The following is a 22,376-nucleotide window of genomic DNA, read 5'->3' as shown; positions in this document are numbered from 1 at the left end:
CAGAATGGCGCACTCAAAACTACAATGTCGGGATTTTCGATGAAACGTGTTTCTCAAATGACCGCGCTGGCAATGGCTTTAGGGCTGGCTTGCGCTTCTTCGTGGGCCGCTGAACTGGCGAAGCCTCTTACTCTTGACCAGCTTCAACAACAAAATGGCAAAGCGATAGATACTCGCCCCAGCGCGTTTTATAACGGCTGGCCACAAACTTTAAATGGCCCTTCCGGTCATGAACCTGCCGCCTTAAACCTTTCTGCAAGTTGGCTCGACAAAATGAGCGCCGAACAGCTCAACGAGTGGATCAAGCAGCATAACCTGAAAACCGATACGCCAGTGGCGTTATACGGTAATACTAAAGACGTCGAAGCCGTCAAAACGCGACTGCAAAAAGCAGGCTTTACGCATATCTCCATCCTGAGTGACGCGCTAAGCGAACCTTCCCGCCTGCAAAAATTGCCGCACTTTGAGCAACTGGTTTACCCGCAATGGCTGCATGACCTGCAACAAGGTAAAGAGGTTACGGCAAAACCTACCGGTGACTGGAAAGTCATTGAAGCAGCCTGGGGCGCACCAAAGTTTTACCTTATCAGCCATATTCCCGGCGCTGACTACATCGATACCAACGAAGTTGAAAGCGAACCGCTGTGGAACAAAGTTTCCGATGAGCAACTGAAAGCGATGCTGGCAAAACACGGCATTCGCCATGACACCACGGTCATTCTGTACGGGCGAGACGTTTACGCAGCAGCACGTGTGGCGCAGATTATGCTGTACGCAGGCGTGAAAGATGTACGCCTTCTGGACGGCGGCTGGCAAACCTGGTCCGATGCGGGGCTGCCCGTTGAGCGCGGTACGCCACCGAAAGTGAAGCCGGAACCTGACTTCGGCGTGAAGATCCCGGCGCAACCGCAACTGATGCTCGATATGGAGCAGGCACGTGGACTGCTGCATCGTCAGGATGCTTCACTGGTAAGCGTTCGTTCATGGGCTGAATTTATTGGCACCACCAGCGGCTATGACTACATCAAGCCAAAAGGTGATATCCCAGGTGCTCGTTGGGGTCATGCGGGCAGCGATTCAACGCATATGGAAGATTTCCATAACCCGGACGGCACCATGCGTACTGCAGATGACGTTGCGGCAATGTGGAAAGAATGGAATATCCTGCCAGATCAACAAGTCTCGTTCTATTGCGGCACCGGCTGGCGCGCCTCAGAAACCTTTATGTATGCGCGCGCAATGGGCTGGAAGAATGTCTCCGTTTACGATGGCGGCTGGTATGAATGGAGCAGCGATCCGAAAAATCCGGTAGCAACCGGTGAACGCGCCCCGGACAGTAGCAAATAACACGGCAATTACTGACGCTGAAGCGACTTCAGCGTCAGATACCCACTCCACACTCGCGTAAATGTTGTCATCCAGCACAGCGCGCCAAATACCCACGCCAACCACGGGAAATACGCCGGAAAGAGACAACTTAAAACAAACAGCAAAATCGTCTCGCTGCCTTCAGTCAACCCGCCCAGATAGTAAAACGATTTGTGCGCATAACCGGGGTTATCAATCTGATGTTTCGCCGCCAGCGCAGCAAATGCGAGAAAACTGCTGCCCGTGCCGATAAACGCAAACAACAGCCAGCCTCCGGCCAGCGCGTTTTGTTCTGGTGCGGCGAGAATAAACCCGAACGGCACCAGCGCGTAAAAGAGAAAATCGAGAGAAATATCAAGAAAACCGCCTGCGTCAGTTAACCCTCTGCGCCTCGCCAGCGCGCCGTCCAGTCCATCAAGCAACCTGTTGAGCAAAATGGCAATCAGCGCCGCCAGATACCATCCCAGTGCCAGAAACGGCAAGGCCAGCACGCCGATGGCAAACCCCACTAACGTTAAACCATCTGGCGTTATACCGGGTCTATCAAGAACCCGCACACACTGATGCAACAACGGTTTAATTCGCGGATGAAGATGGCGGTCTAACACAGGTACTCCTTACATATAAAGCCCTTCTGATCGGGCAACACTGCGGATATTATGACATTTTTCCTGTATTCGACCGTGGGTAATTTATGAAAATGATTGAAGTTGTTGCCGCCATTATCGAACGGGATGGCAAAATTTTACTCGCACAACGCCCCGCCCATAGCGATCAGGCGGGGTTATGGGAGTTTGCCGGTGGCAAAGTCGAGGCGGATGAAAGTCAGCCACAGGCGCTGGTACGGGAATTGCGCGAAGAACTGGGCATTGACGCAACGGTTGGTGAATATGTTGCCAGCCATCAGCGGGAAGTGTCTGGCCGGATTATCCATCTTCATGCCTGGCACGTACCGGACTTCCACGGTACGTTACAGGCACACGAACATCAGGCGCTGGTCTGGTGTCTGCCAGAGGAAGCATTGCAATATCCGCTGGCTCCTGCTGATATTCCACTACTTCATGCGTTTATGGCTTTACGCGCCGCCAGACCAGCGGATTGGTGCTAATGGTTTTGTCATCCCGCTGGCATTGCAGCAGTATCCCCTCCGCTTTAATCACTGCGCCCTCCGAATAATTTTGATCCTGATAAACGCAGCACTGGTTACAGGGCTGCGCCGATTTCCCGCCAGAACTAAACACCTCCGACGGCACATTCACTTCCACATCCGGACGGTATTGCGGGTTAGCCAGCGCAAATAATGGAAATACCAACGCTACGGCGAGTAATGTTCGACTCACAGGAAACTCCTTATTTTTCGTTGCCTCTGGTACTGATAACGGTTACCAGGCGGAAAAACTTTAGCATCTGGTAGCCGGATGCGGCGTGAACGCCTTATCCGCCTACGCTCCACTCTTGAAAATGCGCCCGTTTTTTCAGGTCTGATAAAACGCACCTGACATTAGGTGACTTTTATAACTACCACACATTATTAATTTGCTTTCCGGTGTCATTTTTTTCTTGCTTACCGTCACATTCTTGATGGTATAGTCAAAAACTGCAAAAGCACATGACATAAACAACATAAGCACAATCGTATTAATATATAAGGGTTTTATATCTATGGATCAGACATATTCTCTGGAGTCATTCCTCAACCATGTCCAAAAGCGCGACCCGAATCAAACCGAGTTCGCGCAAGCCGTTCGTGAAGTAATGACCACTCTCTGGCCTTTTCTTGAACAAAATCCAAAATATCGCCAGATGTCGTTACTGGAGCGCCTGGTTGAACCGGAGCGCGTGATCCAGTTTCGCGTGGTGTGGGTTGATGATCGCAATCAGGTACAAGTTAACCGTGCCTGGCGTGTCCAGTTCAGCTCCGCCATCGGCCCGTATAAAGGCGGTATGCGTTTCCATCCGTCCGTAAACCTCTCCATTCTTAAATTCCTCGGCTTCGAACAAACCTTTAAAAATGCCCTGACTACCCTGCCGATGGGCGGCGGTAAAGGCGGCAGTGATTTCGATCCAAAAGGGAAAAGTGAAGGCGAAGTGATGCGTTTCTGCCAGGCGCTCATGACCGAACTGTACCGTCATCTGGGTGCAGATACCGACGTTCCGGCGGGCGATATCGGCGTTGGTGGTCGTGAAGTCGGCTTTATGGCGGGGATGATGAAAAAGCTCTCCAACAATACCGCCTGCGTCTTCACCGGCAAGGGGCTATCTTTTGGCGGCAGTCTGATTCGCCCGGAAGCGACCGGTTACGGTCTGGTTTATTTCACTGAAGCGATGCTGAAACGCCACGGTATGGGTTTTGAAGGAATGCGCGTTTCCGTTTCTGGCTCCGGCAACGTCGCCCAGTACGCTATCGAAAAAGCGATGGAATTTGGCGCTCGCGTGGTTACCGCATCAGATTCCAGCGGCACCGTGGTTGATGAAAGCGGATTCACGAAAGAGAAACTGGCGCGTCTTATCGAAATCAAAGCCAGCCGCGATGGTCGCGTGGCAGATTACGCCAAAGAATTTGGCCTGGTCTATCTCGAAGGCCAACAGCCGTGGTCTGTGCCGGTGGATATCGCCCTGCCATGCGCGACCCAGAACGAACTGGATGTAGATGCCGCGCACCAGCTTATCGCTAATGGTGTTAAAGCGGTGGCGGAAGGGGCAAATATGCCAACTACCATCGAAGCGACTGAACTGTTCCAGCAGGCAGGCGTACTGTTTGCACCGGGCAAAGCGGCTAATGCTGGCGGCGTCGCGACATCGGGGCTGGAAATGGCGCAAAACGCTGCACGTCTGGGCTGGAAAGCCGAGAAAGTTGATGCGCGTTTGCACCATATTATGCTGGATATCCACCATGCCTGTGTTGAACACGGTGGTGAAGGTGAGCAAACCAACTACGTGCAGGGCGCGAATATTGCAGGCTTTGTGAAGGTTGCCGATGCGATGCTGGCGCAGGGCGTAATTTAAGTCATCAGGTGTTTGCGCCGGATGCGGCGTGGACGCCTCATCCGGCCTACAAAAATCTACTGCATCAGACCTTTATGTTATCGCTCCACTGCCCGCGTCTTCTGATGGCGGGCTTTTTTTCACCGCTCGCTTGCGTGGTGAAGCCTTTTTCTTCTCTTCTCCACTACCCGGTGCCACTATGCCGCGAAACTGCCGCACCGGCGTACGTTTTGCCTGATCAATCAATTGGTAAAGCGTCCCCACCAGCGGCTGCATAAAGTCCTGGTAGCGACACTGCTTTTCGCTGATTTGCGTCAGCACCGATTCCCAGTGTGCCGTCATGTCCGGTCGCGTCGCCATCTCTGGCAGCGAATGGAATAACGCTTTTCCGGCGTCGGTGGAGTGGATATAGCGCCCTTTTTTGGTCAGGAAACCACGCTTGAACAGCAGTTCAATAATCCCGGCACGAGTTGCTTCCGTCCCCAGTCCATCGGTCGCACGAAGGATCTTTTTCAGATCTTTGTCCTGCACAAAGCGCGCGATCCCGGTCATCGCTGAAAGCAGCGTTGCATCGGTAAAATGACGTGGTGGCTGAGTTTGCCGCTCTACCACTTCACCTTTTTCACACAATAACTCATCGCCTTTCGCTACCACCGGCAGCGGTGTACCATCGTTTTCTTCATCACGCTCTTTGCTGCCTAACAGCGTGCGCCAGCCTGCTTCAGCAAGAAAACGGGCTTTAGCGACAAATTTGCCTTTGGCAATGTCCAGTTCGATAACACATTTGCGGAACACCGCATCCGGACAGAACTGCATCAAATACTGACGGGCAATCAGGTTATAGACCTTCGCTTCGTTCTCCGTCAGGTTGATGGCAGAACTCCGCGCGGTCGGGATGATGGCGTGGTGCGCATCGACCTTTTTGTCATCCCAGCAGCGATTACGTAAATCTGGATCAACCACCGGCTGCGGTAACAAGCCCGGCGCATGAACGCTGATGGCATTCATTACCGCCTGACGTCCGGCAAAATGTTCTTCCGGCAAATAACGACAATCGGAACGCGGATAAGTGATCAGTTTGTGCGTTTCGTACAGCTTCTGGCAGATATCAAGTACGTTCTGCGCACTCAGACCAAAGCGTTTTGCTGCTTCAATCTGCAACGCCGAAAGTGAAAACGGCAACGGCGCGGATTCTGATTCCCGTTTATCGTTATAACTGGTGACAATCGCCGGTTGATCGCTGATGCGGTTAACCACATGCTCCGCCAGTGGACGATGCAGCAAGCGCCCTTCTTCATCCTGGTACGGCTCACACGCTTCGCTCGGTTGCCAGATAGCGGTAAATCGCTCATCGGCAGGCGTCACGATATGCGCTTTGACCTCAAAGAAATCTTTCGCCACGAAGTTTTCAATTTCTTCGTCGCGGCGCACCACCAGCCCGAGCACTGGCGTCTGCACGCGTCCAACGGAAAGTACGCCCTGATAACCCGCATTGCGACCGAGAATGGTGTACGCGCGGGTCATATTGATGCCATACAGCCAGTCGGCACGCGCTCGCGCCAGCGCAGAAACGCATAGCGGTACAAACTCGCTATTGGAACGAAGACGATCGATCGCCCGTTCAACCGCCTGCGGGTTCAGGTCGTTAATCAAGCAACGCTGCACCTGCTGACGCTTTTCCGGTGCCAGTTGCAGGTAGTCCAGCACTTCATCCACCAGCAATTGCCCTTCACGATCCGGGTCCCCGGCATGAACGATTTCGCTGGCTTCATGCAAAAAGCGTTTGATGACATTAAGTTGTTTGGTCACGGAGGGTCGGGGCTGTAATTGCCACTTTTCCGGGACAATCGGCAAATCCGCAAGATTCCAGCGCGCATAGCGGCTGTCGTAGGCGTCTGGCTGCGCCTGCTCAAGCAGGTGACCAATACACCAGGTCACCACCTGACCGTTACCGCACTCGATAAAGCCATCGCCTTTACGGTGCGGTTTGGGCAGGACATCAGCAATAGCGCGCGCCAGACTCGGTTTTTCGGCAATAAATAACCGCATTGAATTAACGGATCTCAACCATGGCACGACCAGCGCGCGCAGGCACCAGTTCGCCAATCGCCGTCAGTTCGATACCAAATTCAGCAGCGGTAGCTTTTACTTCGTTTTCAGCCTCTGGCATCACCGCCAGCAGCAGACCGCCGGAGGTTTGCGGATCGCACAGCAGATCGCGCACTTCACGCGGCATTTCACCCATCAGATGACCATAGCTGGCAAAGTTGCGTTCGGTGCCGCCAGGTACTGCACCCAGCTTAATGTACTCTTCCACGCCCGGCAGTTTCGGGATCGCGTCATAGTCGACACGTGCCTGTACGCCTGCGCCCTGACACATTTCGCTCAAATGCCCCAGCAGACCAAAACCAGTCACGTCAGTCATCGCTTTTACGCCTTCGATGTTGGCAAAGGACGCGCCTGCGATGTTCATCCGGCACATCACTTCCGTCGCCAGCCCCTGATGTTCCGGTTTCAGCAGTGATTTTTTCTCCGCAGTGGTAAGAACGCCAATCCCCAACGGTTTCGTCAGGAACAGTTTACATCCGGCTTGTGCGGTACTGTTTTTCTTCACCCGCTCAGTTGGAACGATCCCCGTGACCGCCAGACCGAAAATCGGTTCCGGCGCGTCGATGGAGTGACCGCCAGCCAGCGCAATACCCGCCTGACGACATGCGTAGCGACCACCTTCGGTGACTTCGCGGGCAATTTCCGGGGACAGTTTGTTAATCGGCCAGCCGAGGATCGCAATTGCCATAATCGGTTTTCCGCCCATCGCGAAGATATCGCTGATGGCGTTAGTCGCGGCAATGCGGCCAAAATCGAAAGGGTTATCAACGATCGGCATAAAGAAGTCGGTGGTGCTGATAACGCTGGTGCCATTGCCCAGATCGTATACCGCCGCATCGTCGCGGGTTTCGTTACCCACAAGCAAATTCGGATCAACAAACTTCGCCTGTTCGCTGTGCAGGATGGTTTCCAGCACTTTTGGGGAAATTTTACAGCCGCAACCGGCTCCGTGGCTGTATTGGGTCAAACGAATCGAGTTCTCGCTCATGGACATCTCCTGTCAATGCAATCCGGGTATGGTAACCCTCATTCCGTGAAGTGATAAGTGAGAGTGTCTGAATTACTGCGCCTTTGCTCACAATCCACACAGTTTTGCCGTTTTTATCAAAAATAAGTCACAAACGGTGTCGGGTCCGGAATGTTTATCGACGTTGACGCTTTCAGTTGTGGCGTACCGAGATAGAGAAATCCGACAATTTTATCCTGCTCGCGACAGCCGAATGCGTCACGCACCACCGGGCTTTCAGTTAATGCGCCACTGCGCCAGATGCCGCCAAAGCCCTGGGCAACCGCCGCCATTTGCATTGCCATAACCGCGCAACCCGCCGACATTTCCTGCTCCCAGCGCGGGACTTTATGATTTTCTTCGCATTTCGCCACCACCGTTATGATGAGCGGCGCCCGGAACGGCGCATTACGCGCTTTGTCGATTGCTTTTTCATCGTTACCGGCAGCAATCGCCCCCTGCTCCAGAACGGCACTGAAACGCTCACGCCCTTCCCCTTCAATCACAAAGAAATGCCACGGTTGCATGGATTTATGGTCTGGCGCACGCATACCCGCGCGCAGGATATTTTGCAGTTGCTCACCCGTTGGCGCTGGCTCAGCCAGACGGGAGGCGCTACGGCGGTTGATCAATAGTTCGAGTGCATCCATTTGATTAACTCCTGTCATGATGTTTATTCACAAAATTAACACGAGAGTGGATTTTGTTACAGCACAGTCCATGATTCCTGCTGACAAGTGCCGGTTGGGTCATTACGATAACCACATCACTTGCACCTGTAACAGGTGTAACTTTTAGTCTGGGAGAATACATGCGAACCCTTTGGCGATTTATTGCCGGATTTTTTAAATGGACGTGGCGTCTGCTGAATTTCGTCCGTGAAATGGTACTTAACCTGTTCTTTATTTTTCTCGTGCTGGTTGGCGTGGGGATCTGGATGCAAGTCAGCGGTGGTGATTCGAAAGAAACCGCCAGCCGTGGCGCACTGCTGCTTGATATTTCTGGTGTGATCGTCGATAAGCCCGACAGTTCGCAGCGGTTTAGTAAGTTAAGTCGTCAGTTGCTTGGTGCCAGTTCCGATCGTCTGCAGGAAAACTCGCTGTTTGACATTGTAAACACCATTCGCCAGGCGAAGGACGACCGCAATATCACCGGTATCGTGATGGATCTGAAAAACTTCGCGGGCGGCGATCAGCCTTCCATGCAGTACATCGGCAAAGCTCTGAAAGAGTTTCGTGACAGCGGTAAACCGGTTTATGCCATTGGCGAGAACTACAGTCAGGGGCAGTATTATCTTGCCAGTTTCGCCAATAAAATCTGGCTTTCCCCGCAGGGTGTGGTCGATCTGCATGGCCTTGCCACCAACGGTCTGTACTACAAATCGTTGTTGGATAAGTTAAAAGTTTCCACTCATGTGTTTCGCGTAGGTACGTATAAATCTGCCGTTGAACCGTTTATTCGTGATGATATGTCACCGGCAGCCCGCGAAGCTGACAGCCGCTGGATTGGTGAGCTGTGGCAAAACTATCTTAATACCGTTGCCGCTAACCGCCAGATCCCTGCCCAGCAGGTATTCCCTGGGGCGCAAGGTTTGCTTGATGGTTTAACCAAAACTGGCGGCGATACCGCGAAGTATGCGCTGGATAACAAACTGGTGGATGCGCTGGCGTCAAGTGCCGAAATCGAAAAAGCCCTGACCAAAGAGTTTGGCTGGAGTAAGGCTGATAAAAATTATCGCGCTATTAGCTATTACGATTACGCATTGAAAACGCCGGCAGATAGCGGTGACGGCATTGGTGTAGTGTTTGCCAATGGTGCAATTATGGATGGCGAGGAAACTCAGGGGAATGTAGGCGGTGATACCACTGCGGCACAAATCCGCGATGCTCGTCTTGATCCAAAAGTGAAAGCAATTGTTCTGCGCGTTAATAGCCCTGGTGGCAGCGTTACGGCTTCTGAGGTGATCCGCTCTGAACTGGCAGCAGCCAGAGCAGCGGGCAAACCTGTGGTTGTGTCAATGGGCGGCATGGCGGCATCCGGTGGCTACTGGATCTCCACTCCGGCTAATTACATTGTGGCTAACCCCAGCACCCTGACCGGCTCTATTGGTATTTTCGGCGTGATCACCACCGTAGAAAATAGTCTGGATTCGATTGGTGTTCATACTGATGGTGTCTCAACTTCACCGCTGGCGGATGTTTCTATCACCAAGGCACTGCCGCCGGAAGCGCAGCAGATGATGCAGTTAAGCATTGAGAATGGCTATAAACGCTTTATCACGCTGGTTGCTGATGCGCGTCATTCGACGCCGGAGCAGATTGATAAAATCGCCCAGGGCCACGTCTGGACCGGTCAGGATGCAAAAGCTAACGGCCTGGTCGATAGCCTCGGTGATTTCGATGATGCGGTCGCAAAAGCGGCAGAACTGGCAAAACTGAAGCAGTGGCATCTGGAATATTACGTCGATGAACCGACCTTCTTCGACAAAGTGATGGACAACATGTCAGGTTCTGTCCGGGCGATGTTGCCAGATGCGCTTCAGGCCATGTTACCTGCCCCGCTGGCCTCGGTAGCCTCTACCGTGAAAAGCGAAAGCGACAAGCTGGCTGCCTTTAACGATCCGCAAAACCGTTATGCGTTTTGCCTGACCTGCGCCAACGTGCGTTAAGTCTTGTACTGAGTGGTCGACAGATCGTCGGCCACTTATTTTTTACGTCTACGAATCCCCCTTCCCGCTGTTTCGCCCCATATTTCCTTATCCGCATAGTATCAGGTGCGCTCCCCCTGCCTCACGTATATACTTTTGCTCTTTCGATATCATTCATATCAATATCATGCAAAAGAAATCAATTTACGTTGCCTACACGGGCGGGACCATCGGGATGCAGCGTTCCGAGCAGGGTTATATTCCGGTGTCAGGTCATCTACAACGCCAGCTGGCGCTGATGCCGGAGTTCCATCGCCCGGAGATGCCAGATTTCACTATTCATGAATATACGCCGCTGATGGATTCTTCTGATATGACGCCGGAAGACTGGCAGCATATTGCTGAAGATATTAAAGCGCACTATGACGACTATGATGGTTTTGTCATTCTGCACGGCACCGATACGATGGCCTATACCGCCTCTGCGCTGTCGTTCATGCTGGAGAACCTCGGCAAACCGGTCATTGTGACAGGGTCACAAATTCCATTAGCCGAGTTACGCTCTGACGGACAAATTAATTTGCTGAATGCGTTATACGTTGCGGCAAATTATCCCATCAATGAAGTGACGCTCTTTTTTAATAACCGTCTGTATCGCGGTAACCGCACCACCAAAGCCCATGCCGATGGTTTTGATGCCTTTGCATCCCCGAATCTTCCTCCATTGCTGGAAGCGGGTATTCACATCCGTCGTTTAAATACGCCACCCGCACCGCACGGCGAAGGTGAACTGATCGTTCATCCAATCACGCCACAACCGATTGGCGTGGTAACAATTTATCCGGGGATTTCTGCTGACGTTGTGCGCAATTTCCTCCGTCAACCGGTGAAAGCGTTGATTTTGCGCTCATATGGCGTGGGCAATGCGCCCCAAAACAAAGCCTTCCTGCAAGAATTACAAGAGGCCAGCGATCGCGGTATTGTGGTGGTCAACCTGACACAATGTATGTCCGGTAAAGTGAACATGGGCGGTTATGCTACCGGTAATGCCCTCGCCCATGCCGGCGTTATTGGCGGCGCGGATATGACTGTAGAAGCCACATTAACCAAACTGCACTACCTGCTTAGCCAGGGACTGGATACCGAAACCATTCGCAAGGCCATGAGCCAAAACCTGCGCGGCGAACTGACGCCGGATGATTAAGGAGACTGCAATGCCCCATCGAGCCCTGTTACTGGTCGATTTACAAAATGATTTCTGTGCTGGTGGCGCGCTCGCCGTACCGGAAGGTGACAGCACAGTGGATGTTGCTAACCGCCTGATTGACTGGTGTCAGTCGCGCGGAGAAGCGGTTATTGCCAGTCAGGACTGGCACCCGGCTGATCATGGCAGCTTTGCCCGCCAGCACGGTGTAGAACCTTATACGCAGGGACAACTCGACGGCCTGGCGCAAACATTCTGGCCTGAACACTGTGTGCAGAACAGTGAAGGCGCACAATTACATCCGTTACTGAATCAAAAAGCGATCGCAGCCGTGTTCCATAAAGGCGAAAACCCTTTAGTTGACAGTTACAGTGCTTTTTTTGATAACGGCCGTCGGCAGAAAACCGCGCTTGATGACTGGTTGCGCGATCATGAAATCAATGAATTGATCGTTATGGGTCTGGCGACCGACTATTGCGTGAAGTTTACCGTGCTGGACGCATTGCAGGCAGGTTATAGCGTGAACGTGATTACCGATGGCTGTCGCGGCGTGAATATCCAGCCACAGGACAGCGCGCACGCGTTTATGGAGATGTCAGCGGCTGGGGCAACGCTATATACACTGGCGGACTGGGAAGAGACGCAGGGATAATTTTACGCTGGCCTACAATTCTGTACTGTCGTTGTAGGCCAAATAAAGTGCGGCAGCGGTGCCTCTGGCATGTTGGTTGTTAAATCAAACAACCAACACGTGACAGTAAAGATTATCCCCTCCCTTCGTAAACGCGCTACAAAGGGGACAATTCATTCACTTAAACATGGCAATTGGTTTTGCCGTGATACCAAAATCTTCTTTCAACTGTTGTTTGCTCTTCATGACCATCTGGCCGTTCGTATCAATAGTCATATGCTGCGCATCGGTATTGTTACGGGCTTGCCACAGCATCACCAGTTGCAGACAGTTCTCTTTTTGTTCTTCCGTCAAGGCAACACCGTCTGGCCATTTACCCAGTTCAACGGCTGTCGATAAACGCTGGTAAACCTCAGGCGTCATGCTGTTGATTATTTCATCAAGATTCATAATTTTCCCGCTCCTGTGGAATAAGTTGCTGAATCGTTTTTTCAACCGTTGATTTCTTCGCCATTTTCGCCATCAGTAAAACGCAATGATGCCGAGTTAACACAATAGCGTTCGCCTGTGGGTTGTGGGCCGTCGGGAAAAACATGCCCCAGATGAGCATCACAGTTTCCACAACGAATTTCTATCCGCTGCATTCCATGTGACAAGTCTTTGATATAACGGATTGAATCTTCACTCACCGGCTCATAAAAACTGGGCCAGCCACAGCCTGAATCATACTTGGTTTGAGAATGAAACAGAGGGGCGTCGCAGATCAAACAGTGGTAAATGCCGTCGCGCTTATTATGCAATAAACGTCCAGTAAATGGCGGCTCCGTCCCGTGATTCTGTGTCACGTAAAACTGCATCTCGGACAAATTTTTTTTCAGTTCTTCTGCCGAAGGTTTGTTAGCCATTTGCTCACATCTCACTTTAATCACGCTCACATTACGTGACTTATTCTAACAAAACATTAACACCAACTCGCAAAATTTTGTTCTAAACTTGATCTCAACGAAATGGCAGCACTTAAAACGTGATAAAAATCACATTTTTATCGTAATTGCCCTTTAAAATTCGGGGCGCCGACCCCATGTGGTCTCAAGCCCAAAGGAAGAGTGAGGCGAGTCAGTCGCGTAATGCTTAGGCACAGGATTGATTTGTCGCAATGATTGACACGATTCCGCTTGACGCTGCGTAAGGTTTTTGTAATTTTACAGGCAACCTTTTATTCACTAACAAATAGCTGGTGGAATATATGACTATCAAAGTAGGTATCAACGGTTTTGGCCGTATCGGTCGCATTGTTTTCCGTGCTGCTCAGAAACGTTCTGACATCGAGATCGTTGCAATCAACGACCTGTTAGACGCTGATTACATGGCATACATGCTGAAATATGACTCCACTCACGGTCGTTTCGACGGCACCGTTGAAGTGAAAGACGGTCATCTGATCGTTAACGGTAAAAAAATCCGTGTTACCGCTGAACGTGATCCGGCTAACCTGAAATGGGACGAAGTTGGTGTTGACGTTGTCGCTGAAGCAACTGGTCTGTTCCTGACTGACGAAACTGCTCGTAAACACATCACCGCTGGTGCGAAAAAAGTGGTTATGACTGGTCCGTCTAAAGACAACACTCCGATGTTCGTTAAAGGCGCTAACTTCGACAAATATGCTGGCCAGGACATCGTTTCCAACGCTTCCTGCACCACCAACTGCCTGGCTCCGCTGGCTAAAGTTATCAACGATAACTTCGGCATCATCGAAGGTCTGATGACCACCGTTCACGCTACTACCGCTACTCAGAAAACCGTTGATGGTCCGTCTCACAAAGACTGGCGCGGCGGCCGTGGCGCTTCTCAGAACATCATCCCGTCCTCTACCGGTGCTGCTAAAGCTGTAGGTAAAGTACTGCCAGAACTGAATGGCAAACTGACTGGTATGGCGTTCCGCGTTCCGACCCCGAACGTATCCGTAGTTGACCTGACCGTTCGTCTGGAAAAAGCTGCAACTTACGAGCAGATCAAAGCTGCCGTTAAAGCTGCTGCTGAAGGCGAAATGAAAGGCGTTCTGGGCTACACCGAAGATGACGTAGTATCTACCGATTTCAACGGCGAAGTTTGCACTTCCGTGTTCGATGCTAAAGCGGGTATCGCTCTGAACGACAACTTCGTGAAACTGGTATCCTGGTACGACAACGAAACCGGTTACTCCAACAAAGTTCTGGATCTGATCGCTCACATCTCCAAATAAGTTGAGATGACTTTGTGATCTAAAAAGAGCGACTTCGGTCGCTCTTTTTTTTACCTGATGAAATGAAGTTAAAGGACTGCGTCATGATTAAGAAAATTTTTGCCCTTCCGGTCATCGAACAAATTTCCCCTGTCCTCTCCCGTCGTAAACTGGATGAACTGGACCTTATTGTGGTCGAACATCCCCAGGTAAAAGCCTCTTTTACATTACAGGGCGCACACCTTCTCTCGTGGAAACCTGCGGGTGAAGAAGACGTCCTGTGGTTGAGCAATAACACTCCGTTCAAAAATGGCGTCGCCATTCGCGGTGGCGTGCCGGTTTGCTGGCCGTGGTTTGGTCCGGCAGCACAACAAGGTCTGCCTGCGCACGGTTTTGCCCGTATTCTGCCGTGGACGCTGAAATCGCATAGTGAAGATGCCGATAGCGTGACACTGACTTTCGAACTGACGCAAAGCGACGAGACAAAAAAATACTGGCCGCACGACTTTACGCTGTTAGCGCATTTCCGCGTGGGTGAAACCTGTGAAATCGATCTTGAAGCGCACGGCGAATTTGAAACCACCTCTGCTCTGCATACTTACTTTAACGTGGGTGATATTGCTAAGGTAAGCGTCAGTGGTCTGGGCGATCGCTTCATTGATAAAGTGAACGATGCGAAAGAAGATGTACTGACCGACGGTATTCAGACCTTCCCTGATCGTACCGATCGCGTGTATCTGAATCCGCAAGATTGCAGTGTGATTAATGACGAAGCGTTGAATCGTACTATTACCGTTGGTCACCAGCATCATCTGAACGTCGTCGGCTGGAACCCTGGCCCGGCACTTTCAGTCAGCATGGGCGATATGCCGGATGATGGCTACAAGACCTTTGTTTGTGTAGAAACAGCTTACGCTTCAGAAACTCAAAAAGTGACTAAAGAGCAACCCTCCCATCTGGCACAATCCATTCGCGTTGCCAAACGTTAATTTGTGCTAGTTTATGTGCCGGGTGCGATGCATCCGGCATTTCCCAACATCACACCATATCCAGCGAAGTTTTGCCTTTTGGTGCCGGATACGCGTTGTCCAGCATGGCTAATTCCTCTGACGAAAGCACAATCTCAAGCACAGCTGCATTTTGTTGAACATGGGCGATAGTTGCCGCTTTTGGAATCGCCATCACGCCCTGATGGCTGATTACCCACGCCAGCAACACTTGCGCGGCAGTGGCATTGTGAGCATGAGCTATTTCGTTGACCACTGCGTTTTTTAGCAAACCATTACGTAAGCGCCCGGCCTGCGCCAACGGACTGTAAGCCATCACTGGCATTTGCTGTTGTTGGCACCAGGGGAGTAGATCATACTCAATCCCTCGCGAGCCGAGATGATAAAGCACTTGATTAGTGGCACACTGATTTCCACCCGGCACCTGCCAGAGCTCCTGCATGTCAGAATAATCAAGGTTAGAAACGCCCCAGCGGCGGATTTTTCCCTGGGCGATCAATTTTTCCATTGCTGCGACAGTCTCTTCAAAAGCGAAACTGCCAGACCAGTGTAATAAGTAAAGATCGAGATAATCAGTATTGAGGCGGCGTAAACTGGCTTCACATGCGTTAATCGCTTTTTGTCCGCCAGCATTCCACGGATAGACTTTAGAGACGAGAAAGACTCTATCACGCAGACCGGTTAATGCTTCACCGACCACCTTCTCGGCACCGCCATCGGCATACATTTCGGCGGTATCAATGAGGGTTAAACCGAGGTCAATGCCCGCGCGTAGTGCAGCCACTTCGGTTTTGCGCTGGCTGGCGTTTTCGCCCATATACCATGTTCCCTGCCCTACGGCTGGCAGTGAGACATCGCCACTGAACTGAATCATTTTTTGTTGCATTGTTTCCTCCCGGTTTTTGCACCACCGTAATGCAAAACAGGGCGTGACGCCCTGTTTTTATGCACAAAATGCCCTGGAAAGATGCATTATCAGAATTTGTAGGTGATCCCGGTAGAAATCAGACCAGTCCAGGATTTATCCACCATCGGGCTGTCAGTAACTTCATCAGACAGGCGGGTGTAGCGTGCGGTGCCGTAAACACTCCAGTCGCCGAGGAAGTTGTAGCTGGCACTCAGCTCCAGGTAAGGACTCCAGCTGTCATTCGGGTTATAGCCACGCAGACCGCTGCGAGCGGACTCTTTGCGCGATACGCCATAATAGTATTCGTTCTGGTTTTCGCTGTTCCACTGCACACCGATACCCGGAGTCACGGTCAGGCCGCCGTTGGTGTAACGGTACAACCAGGCCATATCCCACACGATACCGTTGCTGTTATCCAGTGTGTCTCCTGCCAGGGTGGTACGCAGATAACCGTACTGGGTAAAGTGTGCGTAGGACAGACCAGCCATCATAGTGCTCTTACGGTCATCCAGGTGGCGCATTTGGTGATCACCACTGTCTTTGGCTTTGAAGTAGAGCGGCGACCAGTAAGCGGTAATTGAAAGTTTATCCGTTGCGTCATTCCACAGGTAGTAACCACCACCTAAGCCACGGAACCAGAAGTTATCGCCTTCATAGTTGATTACTGGTACTGGGTAAACATCGGTATCGTAATCTTTATAGGGGTGTTCAACGACACCTACGCCTGCGCCCAGGGAAAAATTACCTTCAGCGTGCGCTACGCCTGCAGACGTTGCGATAAGCACTCCAAGTGCCAGAAGTTTGAGTTTGGTCACAATTAATCATTCCTTAAACAAATGTTTAGCGGGCGACAAAGTTTACCCGTCAATACATCGAAACCCAACCTTTTTACATTTTCATTTCTAAAGGTAACTGTTTAATTTTCCTGACGCTGATGACATCGGGCTTACACCTGAATGAATTTTGCGTTACTGGCGGCAATATTCTTTACATTAATTATGCAATTTTTATGGATGAGTTGTTGATATGCCATTGAAATCCAGAAAGCCATGCAGGCAAGTTTTCCAATTGCCATCTACGCTTAATTTTGAAGGTGTATCACCGGGCACGTTGTTCTCACAGTCGGTAAGATGGCATGAGAGTTGCTGTGTTTTAGCAAGCGACGTCGTTCAGTTTACCTCTTCCGGGAGCCTCTACTATTCATATGAACGGCTCTTAACCTGTGCTAAAAAACGAAAGGACGGCATACCATGAATATATTCGATCACTATCGCCAGCGATATGAAGCTGCCAAGGACGAAGAGTTCACACTGCAGGAGTTTCTTACCACTTGTCGGCAAGATCGCAGTGCTTATGCCAACGCGGCTGAGCGGCTATTGATGGCTATTGGTGAGCCGGTCATGGTCGATACGGCCCAGGAACCCAGACTTTCTCGGCTCTTTTCCAACCGGGTCATTGCACGTTATCCGGCGTTTGAAGAGTTTTACGGCATGGAAGACGCGATTGAACAGATTGTCTCTTATCTGAAACACGCGGCTCAGGGGCTGGAAGAGAAGAAACAAATCCTGTATCTGCTGGGGCCTGTAGGTGGGGGTAAATCATCGCTTGCTGAGCGACTGAAATCATTAATGCAGCTCGTGCCTATTTATGTATTGAGCGCCAATGGTGAGCGTAGCCCGGTCAACGATCATCCATTCTGTCTGTTCAATCCACAGGAAGATGCGCAGATTCTGGAAAAAGAGTATGGCATTCCTCGCCGTTATCTCGGCACCATCATGTCGCCGTGGGCTGCGAAGCGTCTGCATGAGTTTGGTGGTGACATCACAAAATTCCGGGTTGTGAAGGTCTGGCCGTCTATTCTGCAACAAATTGCCATCGCCAAAACGGAACCGGGCGATGAGAATAACCAGGACATCTCCGCGCTGGTAGGGAAAGTCGATATTCGGAAGCTCGAACACTACGCGCAAAACGATCCGGACGCCTATGGTTATTCCGGTGCGCTGTGCCGTGCAAACCAGGGGATCATGGAATTTGTCGAGATGTTTAAAGCACCGATCAAAGTGCTGCATCCCCTGTTGACCGCCACCCAGGAAGGTAACTACAACGGGACGGAAGGTATCTCCGCCCTGCCATTTAACGGGATTATTCTCGCTCACTCGAACGAATCCGAATGGGTCACTTTCCGTAATAACAAGAACAATGAAGCCTTCCTCGACCGTGTCTATATCGTGAAGGTTCCGTATTGCTTACGCATTTCCGAAGAGATCAAAATCTACGAGAAACTGCTTAATCATAGTGAACTGACTCACGCCCCATGCGCGCCTGGCACGCTGGAAACGCTGTCTCGTTTTTCCATTCTTTCGCGCCTGAAAGAGCCGGAAAACTCCAGCATTTATTCAAAGATGCGCGTTTACGATGGCGAAAGCCTGAAAGATACCGACCCGAAAGCCAAGTCGTATCAGGAATATCGTGATTACGCAGGCGTCGATGAAGGGATGAATGGTCTGTCCACGCGTTTCGCGTTTAAGATCCTCTCGCGCGTGTTTAACTTCGATCACGTAGAAGTGGCGGCTAACCCGGTTCATCTGTTCTACGTCCTGGAACAGCAGATTGAGCGCGAGCAGTTCCCGCAAGAGCAGGCAGAACGCTATCTGGAGTTCCTGAAAGGTTATCTGATCCCGAAATATGCCGAGTTTATCGGTAAAGAGATCCAGACAGCTTATCTCGAATCCTATTCCGAATATGGGCAAAACATTTTCGACCGTTATGTCACCTATGCGGATTTCTGGATCCAGGATCAGGAGTATCGCGACCCGGATACCGGTCAGTTGTTTGACCGCGAATCTCTTAACGCCGAGCTGGAGAAAATCGAAAAACCGGCGGGGATCAGCAATCCGAAAGATTTCCGCAACGAGATTGTCAACTTTGTGCTGCGCGCCAGAGCGAATAACAGCGGACGCAATCCGAACTGGACCAGCTACGAAAAACTGCGCACGGTTATCGAGAAAAAAATGTTCTCCAATACCGAAGAGTTGTTGCCGGTCATTTCGTTTAACGCCAAAACCTCAACCGACGAGCAGAAGAAACACGACGATTTTGTCGACCGTATGATGGAAAAAGGCTACACCCGTAAACAGGTGCGTTTACTGTGCGAATGGTATTTGCGCGTACGTAAATCGTCTTAACACAATGGCCCGGTGCACATGTTACCGGGCCGACAATGACAGCGAACCGTAGGCCGGAAAAGCAAAGCGCATCCGGCAATACAGGTGCAACATACTGTTGGCAAATGCAGTACGGGGGGCATATGACCTGGTTTATTGACCGGCGTCTGAACGGCAAAAACAAAAGCATGGTGAATCGCCAGCGTTTTTTACGCCGTTATAAAGCGCAAATTAAACAGTCGATCTCCGAGGCCATCAATAAGCGTTCGGTGACCGACGTCGACAGCGGCGAGTCCGTTTCTATCCCAACGGAAGATATTAGCGAACCGATGTTTCATCAGGGGCGTGGAGGCCTGCGCCATCGCGTTCATCCGGGCAATGACCATTTTGTACAGAATGACAGAATTGAACGTCCCCAGGGCGGCGGAGGTGGCTCCGGCAGTGGTCAGGGTCAAGCCAGCCAGGACGGTGAAGGTCAGGATGAATTTGTCTTCCAGATTTCGAAAGACGAATATCTCGACCTGCTGTTTGAAGATTTAGCCTTACCAAATCTGAAACAAAACCAGCAACGCCAGTTGACCGAATATAAAACGCATCGGGCAGGCTACACCGCTAACGGCGTTCCTGCCAATATCAGCGTGGTGCGTTCATTGCAGAACTCACTGGCGCGGCGTACCGCGATGACCGCAGGCAAGCGACGGGAACTTCATGCTCTGGAAGAAAATCTGGCCATCATCAGCAACAGTGAACCTGCGCAATTACTGGAGGAGGAACGGCTGCGCAAAGAGATTGCCGAATTACGCGCCAAAATTGAACGCGTTCCATTCATCGACACCTTCGATTTACGTTACAAGAATTATGAGAAACGCCCCGATCCCTCCAGTCAGGCCGTAATGTTTTGCCTGATGGACGTTTCCGGTTCGATGGATCAATCCACCAAAGATATGGCCAAACGTTTTTATATATTGCTGTATCTGTTTCTCAGCAGAACATACAAGAACGTCGAAGTCGTTTACATCCGCCACCATACCCAGGCGAAAGAAGTTGATGAACATGAGTTTTTCTACTCACAGGAAACTGGCGGCACCATTGTTTCCAGTGCCCTGAAACTGATGGATGAGGTGGTGAAAGAGCGTTATAACCCGGCGCAGTGGAATATCTATGCTGCACAAGCGTCAGACGGCGATAACTGGGCTGATGACTCTCCGCTTTGCCATGAGATTCTGGCGAAAAAATTGTTGCCCGTTGTTCGTTATTACAGCTATATCGAAATTACCCGCCGCGCTCATCAAACATTGTGGCGGGAATATGAGCATCTGCAATCTACTTTCGAAAACTTTGCGATGCAGCATATACGCGATCAGGATGATATTTATCCCGTGTTCCGCGAGCTATTCCATAAACAAAATGCAACGACTAAAGACTAAAATAGTCAGCCGGGTCATTGTTACCTGGCTGATTTTTAGCTCACTGTAAATTAATTCATTTATTACATACATTACCTTACAATTGTTTTAAATATGTCAGCATCAGCTTTACAGAATTTAGTTCCATAAAAAAATCATTCGGAAAAAATGATTCTGTTAACACGCTTTTTTTCAGGGGTATTCTTTAATTATTTTTTCATCGGCAAAGAAATTTGATCCTGGTCAAAACTATATATCTCTGCCATCAATAAAATCCAGCACTCACATTGCTCTCCTTTTTATGGTTCCTATGGGTACACAAAAATTAAAAGCACAAAGCTTTTTTATTTTCAGCTTGTTACTGACATTAATTTTATTTTGCATCACCACCTTATATAATGAAAACACCAATGTAAAACTCATCCCACAGATGAATTACCTGATGGTTGTTGTGGCTTTATTTTTCCTCAACTCCATCATCTTTCTTTTCATGCTAATGAAATATTTCACTAATCGTGATATTTTTCCAACACTCATTTTAAGCCTTGCTTTTTTAAGTGGTCTTTTCTATTTAACTGAAACTATTTTCATTATTCATAAACCTATCAATGATAACATCCTTATTCAGACGAAGGCGAATGATGTTTCCATATTATATCTATTTCGCCAGCTAAGTTTTATTTTCTTAACCGCACTGGCTCTCTACTGTTATGGACGAAATAGCATCCTGGCGAACAACAAGAAAAAAACCTGTATCTTGTTGCTGGCGCTGATACCTTTTATATTTTTCCCTTTTCTGGCACATAACCTGAGCAGCTATAATCCTGACTACTCTTTATATGTCGTAGATTACTGTCCGGATAGTCATACGGCGAGCTGGGGAATTAACTACACCAAGATTTTGGTTTGTCTGTGGGCGTGTTTACTGTTTTTTATTATCATGCGTACACAATTAGCAAGCGAGATGTGGCCGTCAATTGCATTATTATGTCTGGCATCGCTCTGCTGTAACTTGTTACTACTGACTCTGGATGAATATAATTATACCATCTGGTATATCAGTCGTGGCATTGAGGTTTCGAGTAAACTGTTTGTTGTCACCTTCTTGATATATAACATATTTCAGGAACTACAACTTTCCAGCAAACTGGCGGTTCATGATGTACTAACCAATATTTATAACCGTCGTCACTTTTTCAACAGTGTAGAGTCATTACTCTCTCGCCCTGTTGTGAAGGATTTTTGTATTATGCTGGTAGATATTAACCAGTTCAAACGCATAAATGCTCAATGGGGTCATCATGTGGGCGATAAAGTTCTGGTTTCAATTGTCGATATTATCCAGCAAAGTATTCGCCCCGATGACATCTTCGCACGTCTGGATGGTGAAGTGTTTGGCTTGATATTTACCGAATTGAATACCGCCCAGGCAAAAATTATCGCCGATCGGGTGCGTAAAAATGTCGAGCTCCTGACCGGTTTTAGTAATAGATATAATGTCCCTGAACAAATGACCATCAGCATTGGCTGTGTTTTTTCCACGGGTGATACGCGTAATATCTCGCTTGTCATGACAGAAGCAGATAAAGCGTTACGTGAGGCGAAAACCGATGGCGGTAACAAAGTGATTATTCATTATATTTGAGTGCAAAATTATTCACAGCCATGCATTTTGCGTGGCTTTGGCATACAATTTATTACCAATACCCCTAAATTTCCCC

At 50.0% G+C, this 22,376-nt stretch carries 20 protein-coding genes; 11 read left to right on the top strand and 9 right to left on the bottom strand.

What is annotated here, in order from left to right; genetic code table 11:
- Positions 1-39: 39 nt before the first annotated feature.
- Positions 40-1,347 carry a thiosulfate sulfurtransferase YnjE gene (gene ynjE / locus A7Z29_RS01915; protein WP_085460652.1) on the top strand — a complete coding sequence of 436 codons (1,308 nt, stop codon included), beginning with the start codon at positions 40-42 and terminating at the stop codon, positions 1,345-1,347.
- Between the two features lie 8 nt (positions 1,348-1,355).
- On the opposite strand, the gene A7Z29_RS01910 is transcribed toward ynjE, so the two are convergent.
- Positions 1,356-1,976, bottom strand: coding sequence for a CDP-alcohol phosphatidyltransferase family protein (locus tag A7Z29_RS01910; RefSeq protein ID WP_000886996.1), 621 nt, complete (start codon positions 1,974-1,976; stop codon positions 1,356-1,358).
- A gap of 86 nt (positions 1,977-2,062) precedes the next feature.
- Between A7Z29_RS01910 and nudG the strand changes: the two genes are divergently transcribed.
- Complete coding sequence (gene nudG / locus A7Z29_RS01905) at positions 2,063-2,476, top strand: CTP pyrophosphohydrolase (protein WP_000781860.1); 414 nt, start codon at positions 2,063-2,065, stop codon at positions 2,474-2,476.
- Here the strand turns inward: nudG and A7Z29_RS01900 are convergent.
- The gene (locus A7Z29_RS01900; RefSeq protein ID WP_000091758.1) at positions 2,436-2,708 is read right to left on the bottom strand and encodes a YnjH family protein; all 273 of its coding nucleotides are present in this window, start codon (positions 2,706-2,708) and stop codon (positions 2,436-2,438) included. The two genes, nudG and A7Z29_RS01900, sit on opposite strands and share 41 nt — an antisense overlap.
- A 322-nt stretch (positions 2,709-3,030) precedes the next feature.
- On the opposite strand from A7Z29_RS01900, the gene gdhA reads away from it, so the two are divergent.
- The gene (gene gdhA / locus A7Z29_RS01895; protein ID WP_000373051.1) at positions 3,031-4,374 is read left to right on the top strand and encodes an NADP-specific glutamate dehydrogenase; all 1,344 of its coding nucleotides are present in this window, start codon (positions 3,031-3,033) and stop codon (positions 4,372-4,374) included.
- 72 nt (positions 4,375-4,446) lie between these two features.
- Here gdhA and topB read toward each other — a convergent pair whose 3' ends face one another.
- The 3 genes from topB to A7Z29_RS01875 form a co-directional block, all read right to left on the bottom strand.
- On the bottom strand, positions 4,447-6,402 hold the full coding sequence (gene topB, locus A7Z29_RS01890) for a DNA topoisomerase III (RefSeq protein ID WP_105289715.1): 1,956 nt from the start codon (positions 6,400-6,402) through the stop codon (positions 4,447-4,449).
- A 4-nt stretch (positions 6,403-6,406) separates the two neighbouring features.
- The gene (gene selD / locus A7Z29_RS01885) at positions 6,407-7,450 is read right to left on the bottom strand and encodes a selenide, water dikinase SelD (protein ID WP_010345861.1); all 1,044 of its coding nucleotides are present in this window, start codon (positions 7,448-7,450) and stop codon (positions 6,407-6,409) included.
- Positions 7,451-7,566: 116 nt separating this feature from the next.
- Positions 7,567-8,118, bottom strand: coding sequence for an NAD(P)H nitroreductase (locus A7Z29_RS01875; protein WP_000339273.1), 552 nt, complete (start codon positions 8,116-8,118; stop codon positions 7,567-7,569).
- Positions 8,119-8,279: 161 nt separating this feature from the next.
- On the opposite strand from A7Z29_RS01875, the gene sppA reads away from it, so the two are divergent.
- The 3 genes from sppA (at position 8,280) to pncA (ending at position 11,971) form a co-directional block, all read left to right on the top strand.
- Positions 8,280-10,136, top strand: a complete 1,857-nt coding sequence (gene sppA, locus A7Z29_RS01865; protein ID WP_001259799.1) for a signal peptide peptidase SppA — start codon at positions 8,280-8,282, stop codon at positions 10,134-10,136.
- Positions 10,137-10,302: 166 nt separating this feature from the next.
- The gene (ansA, locus tag A7Z29_RS01860; RefSeq protein ID WP_001170164.1) at positions 10,303-11,319 is read left to right on the top strand and encodes an asparaginase; all 1,017 of its coding nucleotides are present in this window, start codon (positions 10,303-10,305) and stop codon (positions 11,317-11,319) included.
- 10 nt (positions 11,320-11,329) lie between these two features.
- Positions 11,330-11,971 (top strand): bifunctional nicotinamidase/pyrazinamidase, encoded by a 642-nt coding sequence (pncA, locus tag A7Z29_RS01855; RefSeq protein ID WP_085460649.1) that lies wholly within the window; start codon positions 11,330-11,332, stop codon positions 11,969-11,971.
- Between the two features lie 156 nt (positions 11,972-12,127).
- Here pncA and A7Z29_RS01850 read toward each other — a convergent pair whose 3' ends face one another.
- Both A7Z29_RS01850 and msrB read right to left on the bottom strand, forming a co-directional pair.
- Entirely contained in the window at positions 12,128-12,400 is a 273-nt protein-coding gene (locus A7Z29_RS01850) for a YeaC family protein (protein WP_010345857.1), read from the bottom strand.
- 41 nt (positions 12,401-12,441) lie between these two features.
- Positions 12,442-12,855 carry a peptide-methionine (R)-S-oxide reductase MsrB gene (msrB, locus tag A7Z29_RS01845; protein ID WP_001284610.1) on the bottom strand — a complete coding sequence of 138 codons (414 nt, stop codon included), beginning with the start codon at positions 12,853-12,855 and terminating at the stop codon, positions 12,442-12,444.
- Positions 12,856-13,196: 341 nt separating this feature from the next.
- On the opposite strand from msrB, the gene gapA reads away from it, so the two are divergent.
- Positions 13,197-14,192 (top strand): glyceraldehyde-3-phosphate dehydrogenase, encoded by a 996-nt coding sequence (gene gapA, locus A7Z29_RS01840; protein ID WP_000153502.1) that lies wholly within the window; start codon positions 13,197-13,199, stop codon positions 14,190-14,192.
- 83 nt (positions 14,193-14,275) lie between these two features.
- The gene (locus A7Z29_RS01835; RefSeq protein WP_010345855.1) at positions 14,276-15,160 is read left to right on the top strand and encodes a D-hexose-6-phosphate mutarotase; all 885 of its coding nucleotides are present in this window, start codon (positions 14,276-14,278) and stop codon (positions 15,158-15,160) included.
- A gap of 49 nt (positions 15,161-15,209) precedes the next feature.
- Here the strand turns inward: A7Z29_RS01835 and yeaE are convergent, their stop codons facing one another.
- Together yeaE and mipA are read right to left on the bottom strand one after the other, a co-directional pair.
- Positions 15,210-16,064: a methylglyoxal reductase YeaE gene (gene yeaE, locus A7Z29_RS01830; RefSeq protein ID WP_105280390.1), complete on the bottom strand. Its 855-nt coding sequence runs from the start codon at positions 16,062-16,064 to the stop codon at positions 15,210-15,212.
- A gap of 89 nt (positions 16,065-16,153) precedes the next feature.
- Positions 16,154-16,900 (bottom strand): scaffolding protein MipA, encoded by a 747-nt coding sequence (gene mipA / locus A7Z29_RS01825; protein WP_000163784.1) that lies wholly within the window; start codon positions 16,898-16,900, stop codon positions 16,154-16,156.
- Positions 16,901-17,335: 435 nt separating this feature from the next.
- On the opposite strand from mipA, the gene yeaG reads away from it, so the two are divergent.
- The 3 genes from yeaG to A7Z29_RS01810 all read left to right on the top strand — a co-directional run bounded on the left by yeaG (position 17,336) and on the right by A7Z29_RS01810 (position 22,300).
- Complete coding sequence (gene yeaG, locus A7Z29_RS01820; RefSeq protein ID WP_001019882.1) at positions 17,336-19,270, top strand: protein kinase YeaG; 1,935 nt, start codon at positions 17,336-17,338, stop codon at positions 19,268-19,270.
- A gap of 122 nt (positions 19,271-19,392) precedes the next feature.
- Positions 19,393-20,676 (top strand): YeaH/YhbH family protein, encoded by a 1,284-nt coding sequence (locus A7Z29_RS01815; protein ID WP_000219690.1) that lies wholly within the window; start codon positions 19,393-19,395, stop codon positions 20,674-20,676.
- Positions 20,677-20,956: 280 nt separating this feature from the next.
- Complete coding sequence (locus A7Z29_RS01810; RefSeq protein ID WP_105289714.1) at positions 20,957-22,300, top strand: sensor domain-containing diguanylate cyclase; 1,344 nt, start codon at positions 20,957-20,959, stop codon at positions 22,298-22,300.
- Positions 22,301-22,376 lie beyond the last annotated feature (76 nt).

Source organism: Escherichia sp. MOD1-EC6842, assembly GCF_002965705.1.
Taxonomy (GTDB): domain Bacteria; phylum Pseudomonadota; class Gammaproteobacteria; order Enterobacterales; family Enterobacteriaceae; genus Escherichia; species Escherichia ruysiae.
This window is presented reverse-complemented; position numbering and strand designations above follow the sequence as displayed.

What these genes read in the sequence shown, in the direction of transcription:
- ynjE (WP_085460652.1), top strand. Translation starts at nt 40, where the DNA reads ATGAAACGTGTTTCTCAAATGACCGCGCTGGCAATGGCTTTAGGGCTG.
- nudG (WP_000781860.1), top strand. Translation starts at nt 2,063, where the DNA reads ATGAAAATGATTGAAGTTGTTGCCGCCATTATCGAACGGGATGGCAAA.
- gdhA (WP_000373051.1), top strand. Translation starts at nt 3,031, where the DNA reads ATGGATCAGACATATTCTCTGGAGTCATTCCTCAACCATGTCCAAAAG.
- topB (WP_105289715.1), bottom strand. Translation starts at nt 6,402, where the DNA reads ATGCGGTTATTTATTGCCGAAAAACCGAGTCTGGCGCGCGCTATTGCT.
- selD (WP_010345861.1), bottom strand. Translation starts at nt 7,450, where the DNA reads ATGAGCGAGAACTCGATTCGTTTGACCCAATACAGCCACGGAGCCGGT.
- A7Z29_RS01875 (WP_000339273.1), bottom strand. Translation starts at nt 8,118, where the DNA reads ATGGATGCACTCGAACTATTGATCAACCGCCGTAGCGCCTCCCGTCTG.
- sppA (WP_001259799.1), top strand. Translation starts at nt 8,280, where the DNA reads ATGCGAACCCTTTGGCGATTTATTGCCGGATTTTTTAAATGGACGTGG.
- ansA (WP_001170164.1), top strand. Translation starts at nt 10,303, where the DNA reads ATGCAAAAGAAATCAATTTACGTTGCCTACACGGGCGGGACCATCGGG.
- pncA (WP_085460649.1), top strand. Translation starts at nt 11,330, where the DNA reads ATGCCCCATCGAGCCCTGTTACTGGTCGATTTACAAAATGATTTCTGT.
- A7Z29_RS01850 (WP_010345857.1), bottom strand. Translation starts at nt 12,400, where the DNA reads ATGAATCTTGATGAAATAATCAACAGCATGACGCCTGAGGTTTACCAG.
- msrB (WP_001284610.1), bottom strand. Translation starts at nt 12,855, where the DNA reads ATGGCTAACAAACCTTCGGCAGAAGAACTGAAAAAAAATTTGTCCGAG.
- gapA (WP_000153502.1), top strand. Translation starts at nt 13,197, where the DNA reads ATGACTATCAAAGTAGGTATCAACGGTTTTGGCCGTATCGGTCGCATT.
- A7Z29_RS01835 (WP_010345855.1), top strand. Translation starts at nt 14,276, where the DNA reads ATGATTAAGAAAATTTTTGCCCTTCCGGTCATCGAACAAATTTCCCCT.
- yeaE (WP_105280390.1), bottom strand. Translation starts at nt 16,064, where the DNA reads ATGCAACAAAAAATGATTCAGTTCAGTGGCGATGTCTCACTGCCAGCC.
- yeaG (WP_001019882.1), top strand. Translation starts at nt 17,336, where the DNA reads ATGAATATATTCGATCACTATCGCCAGCGATATGAAGCTGCCAAGGAC.
- A7Z29_RS01815 (WP_000219690.1), top strand. Translation starts at nt 19,393, where the DNA reads ATGACCTGGTTTATTGACCGGCGTCTGAACGGCAAAAACAAAAGCATG.
- A7Z29_RS01810 (WP_105289714.1), top strand. Translation starts at nt 20,957, where the DNA reads ATGGTTCCTATGGGTACACAAAAATTAAAAGCACAAAGCTTTTTTATT.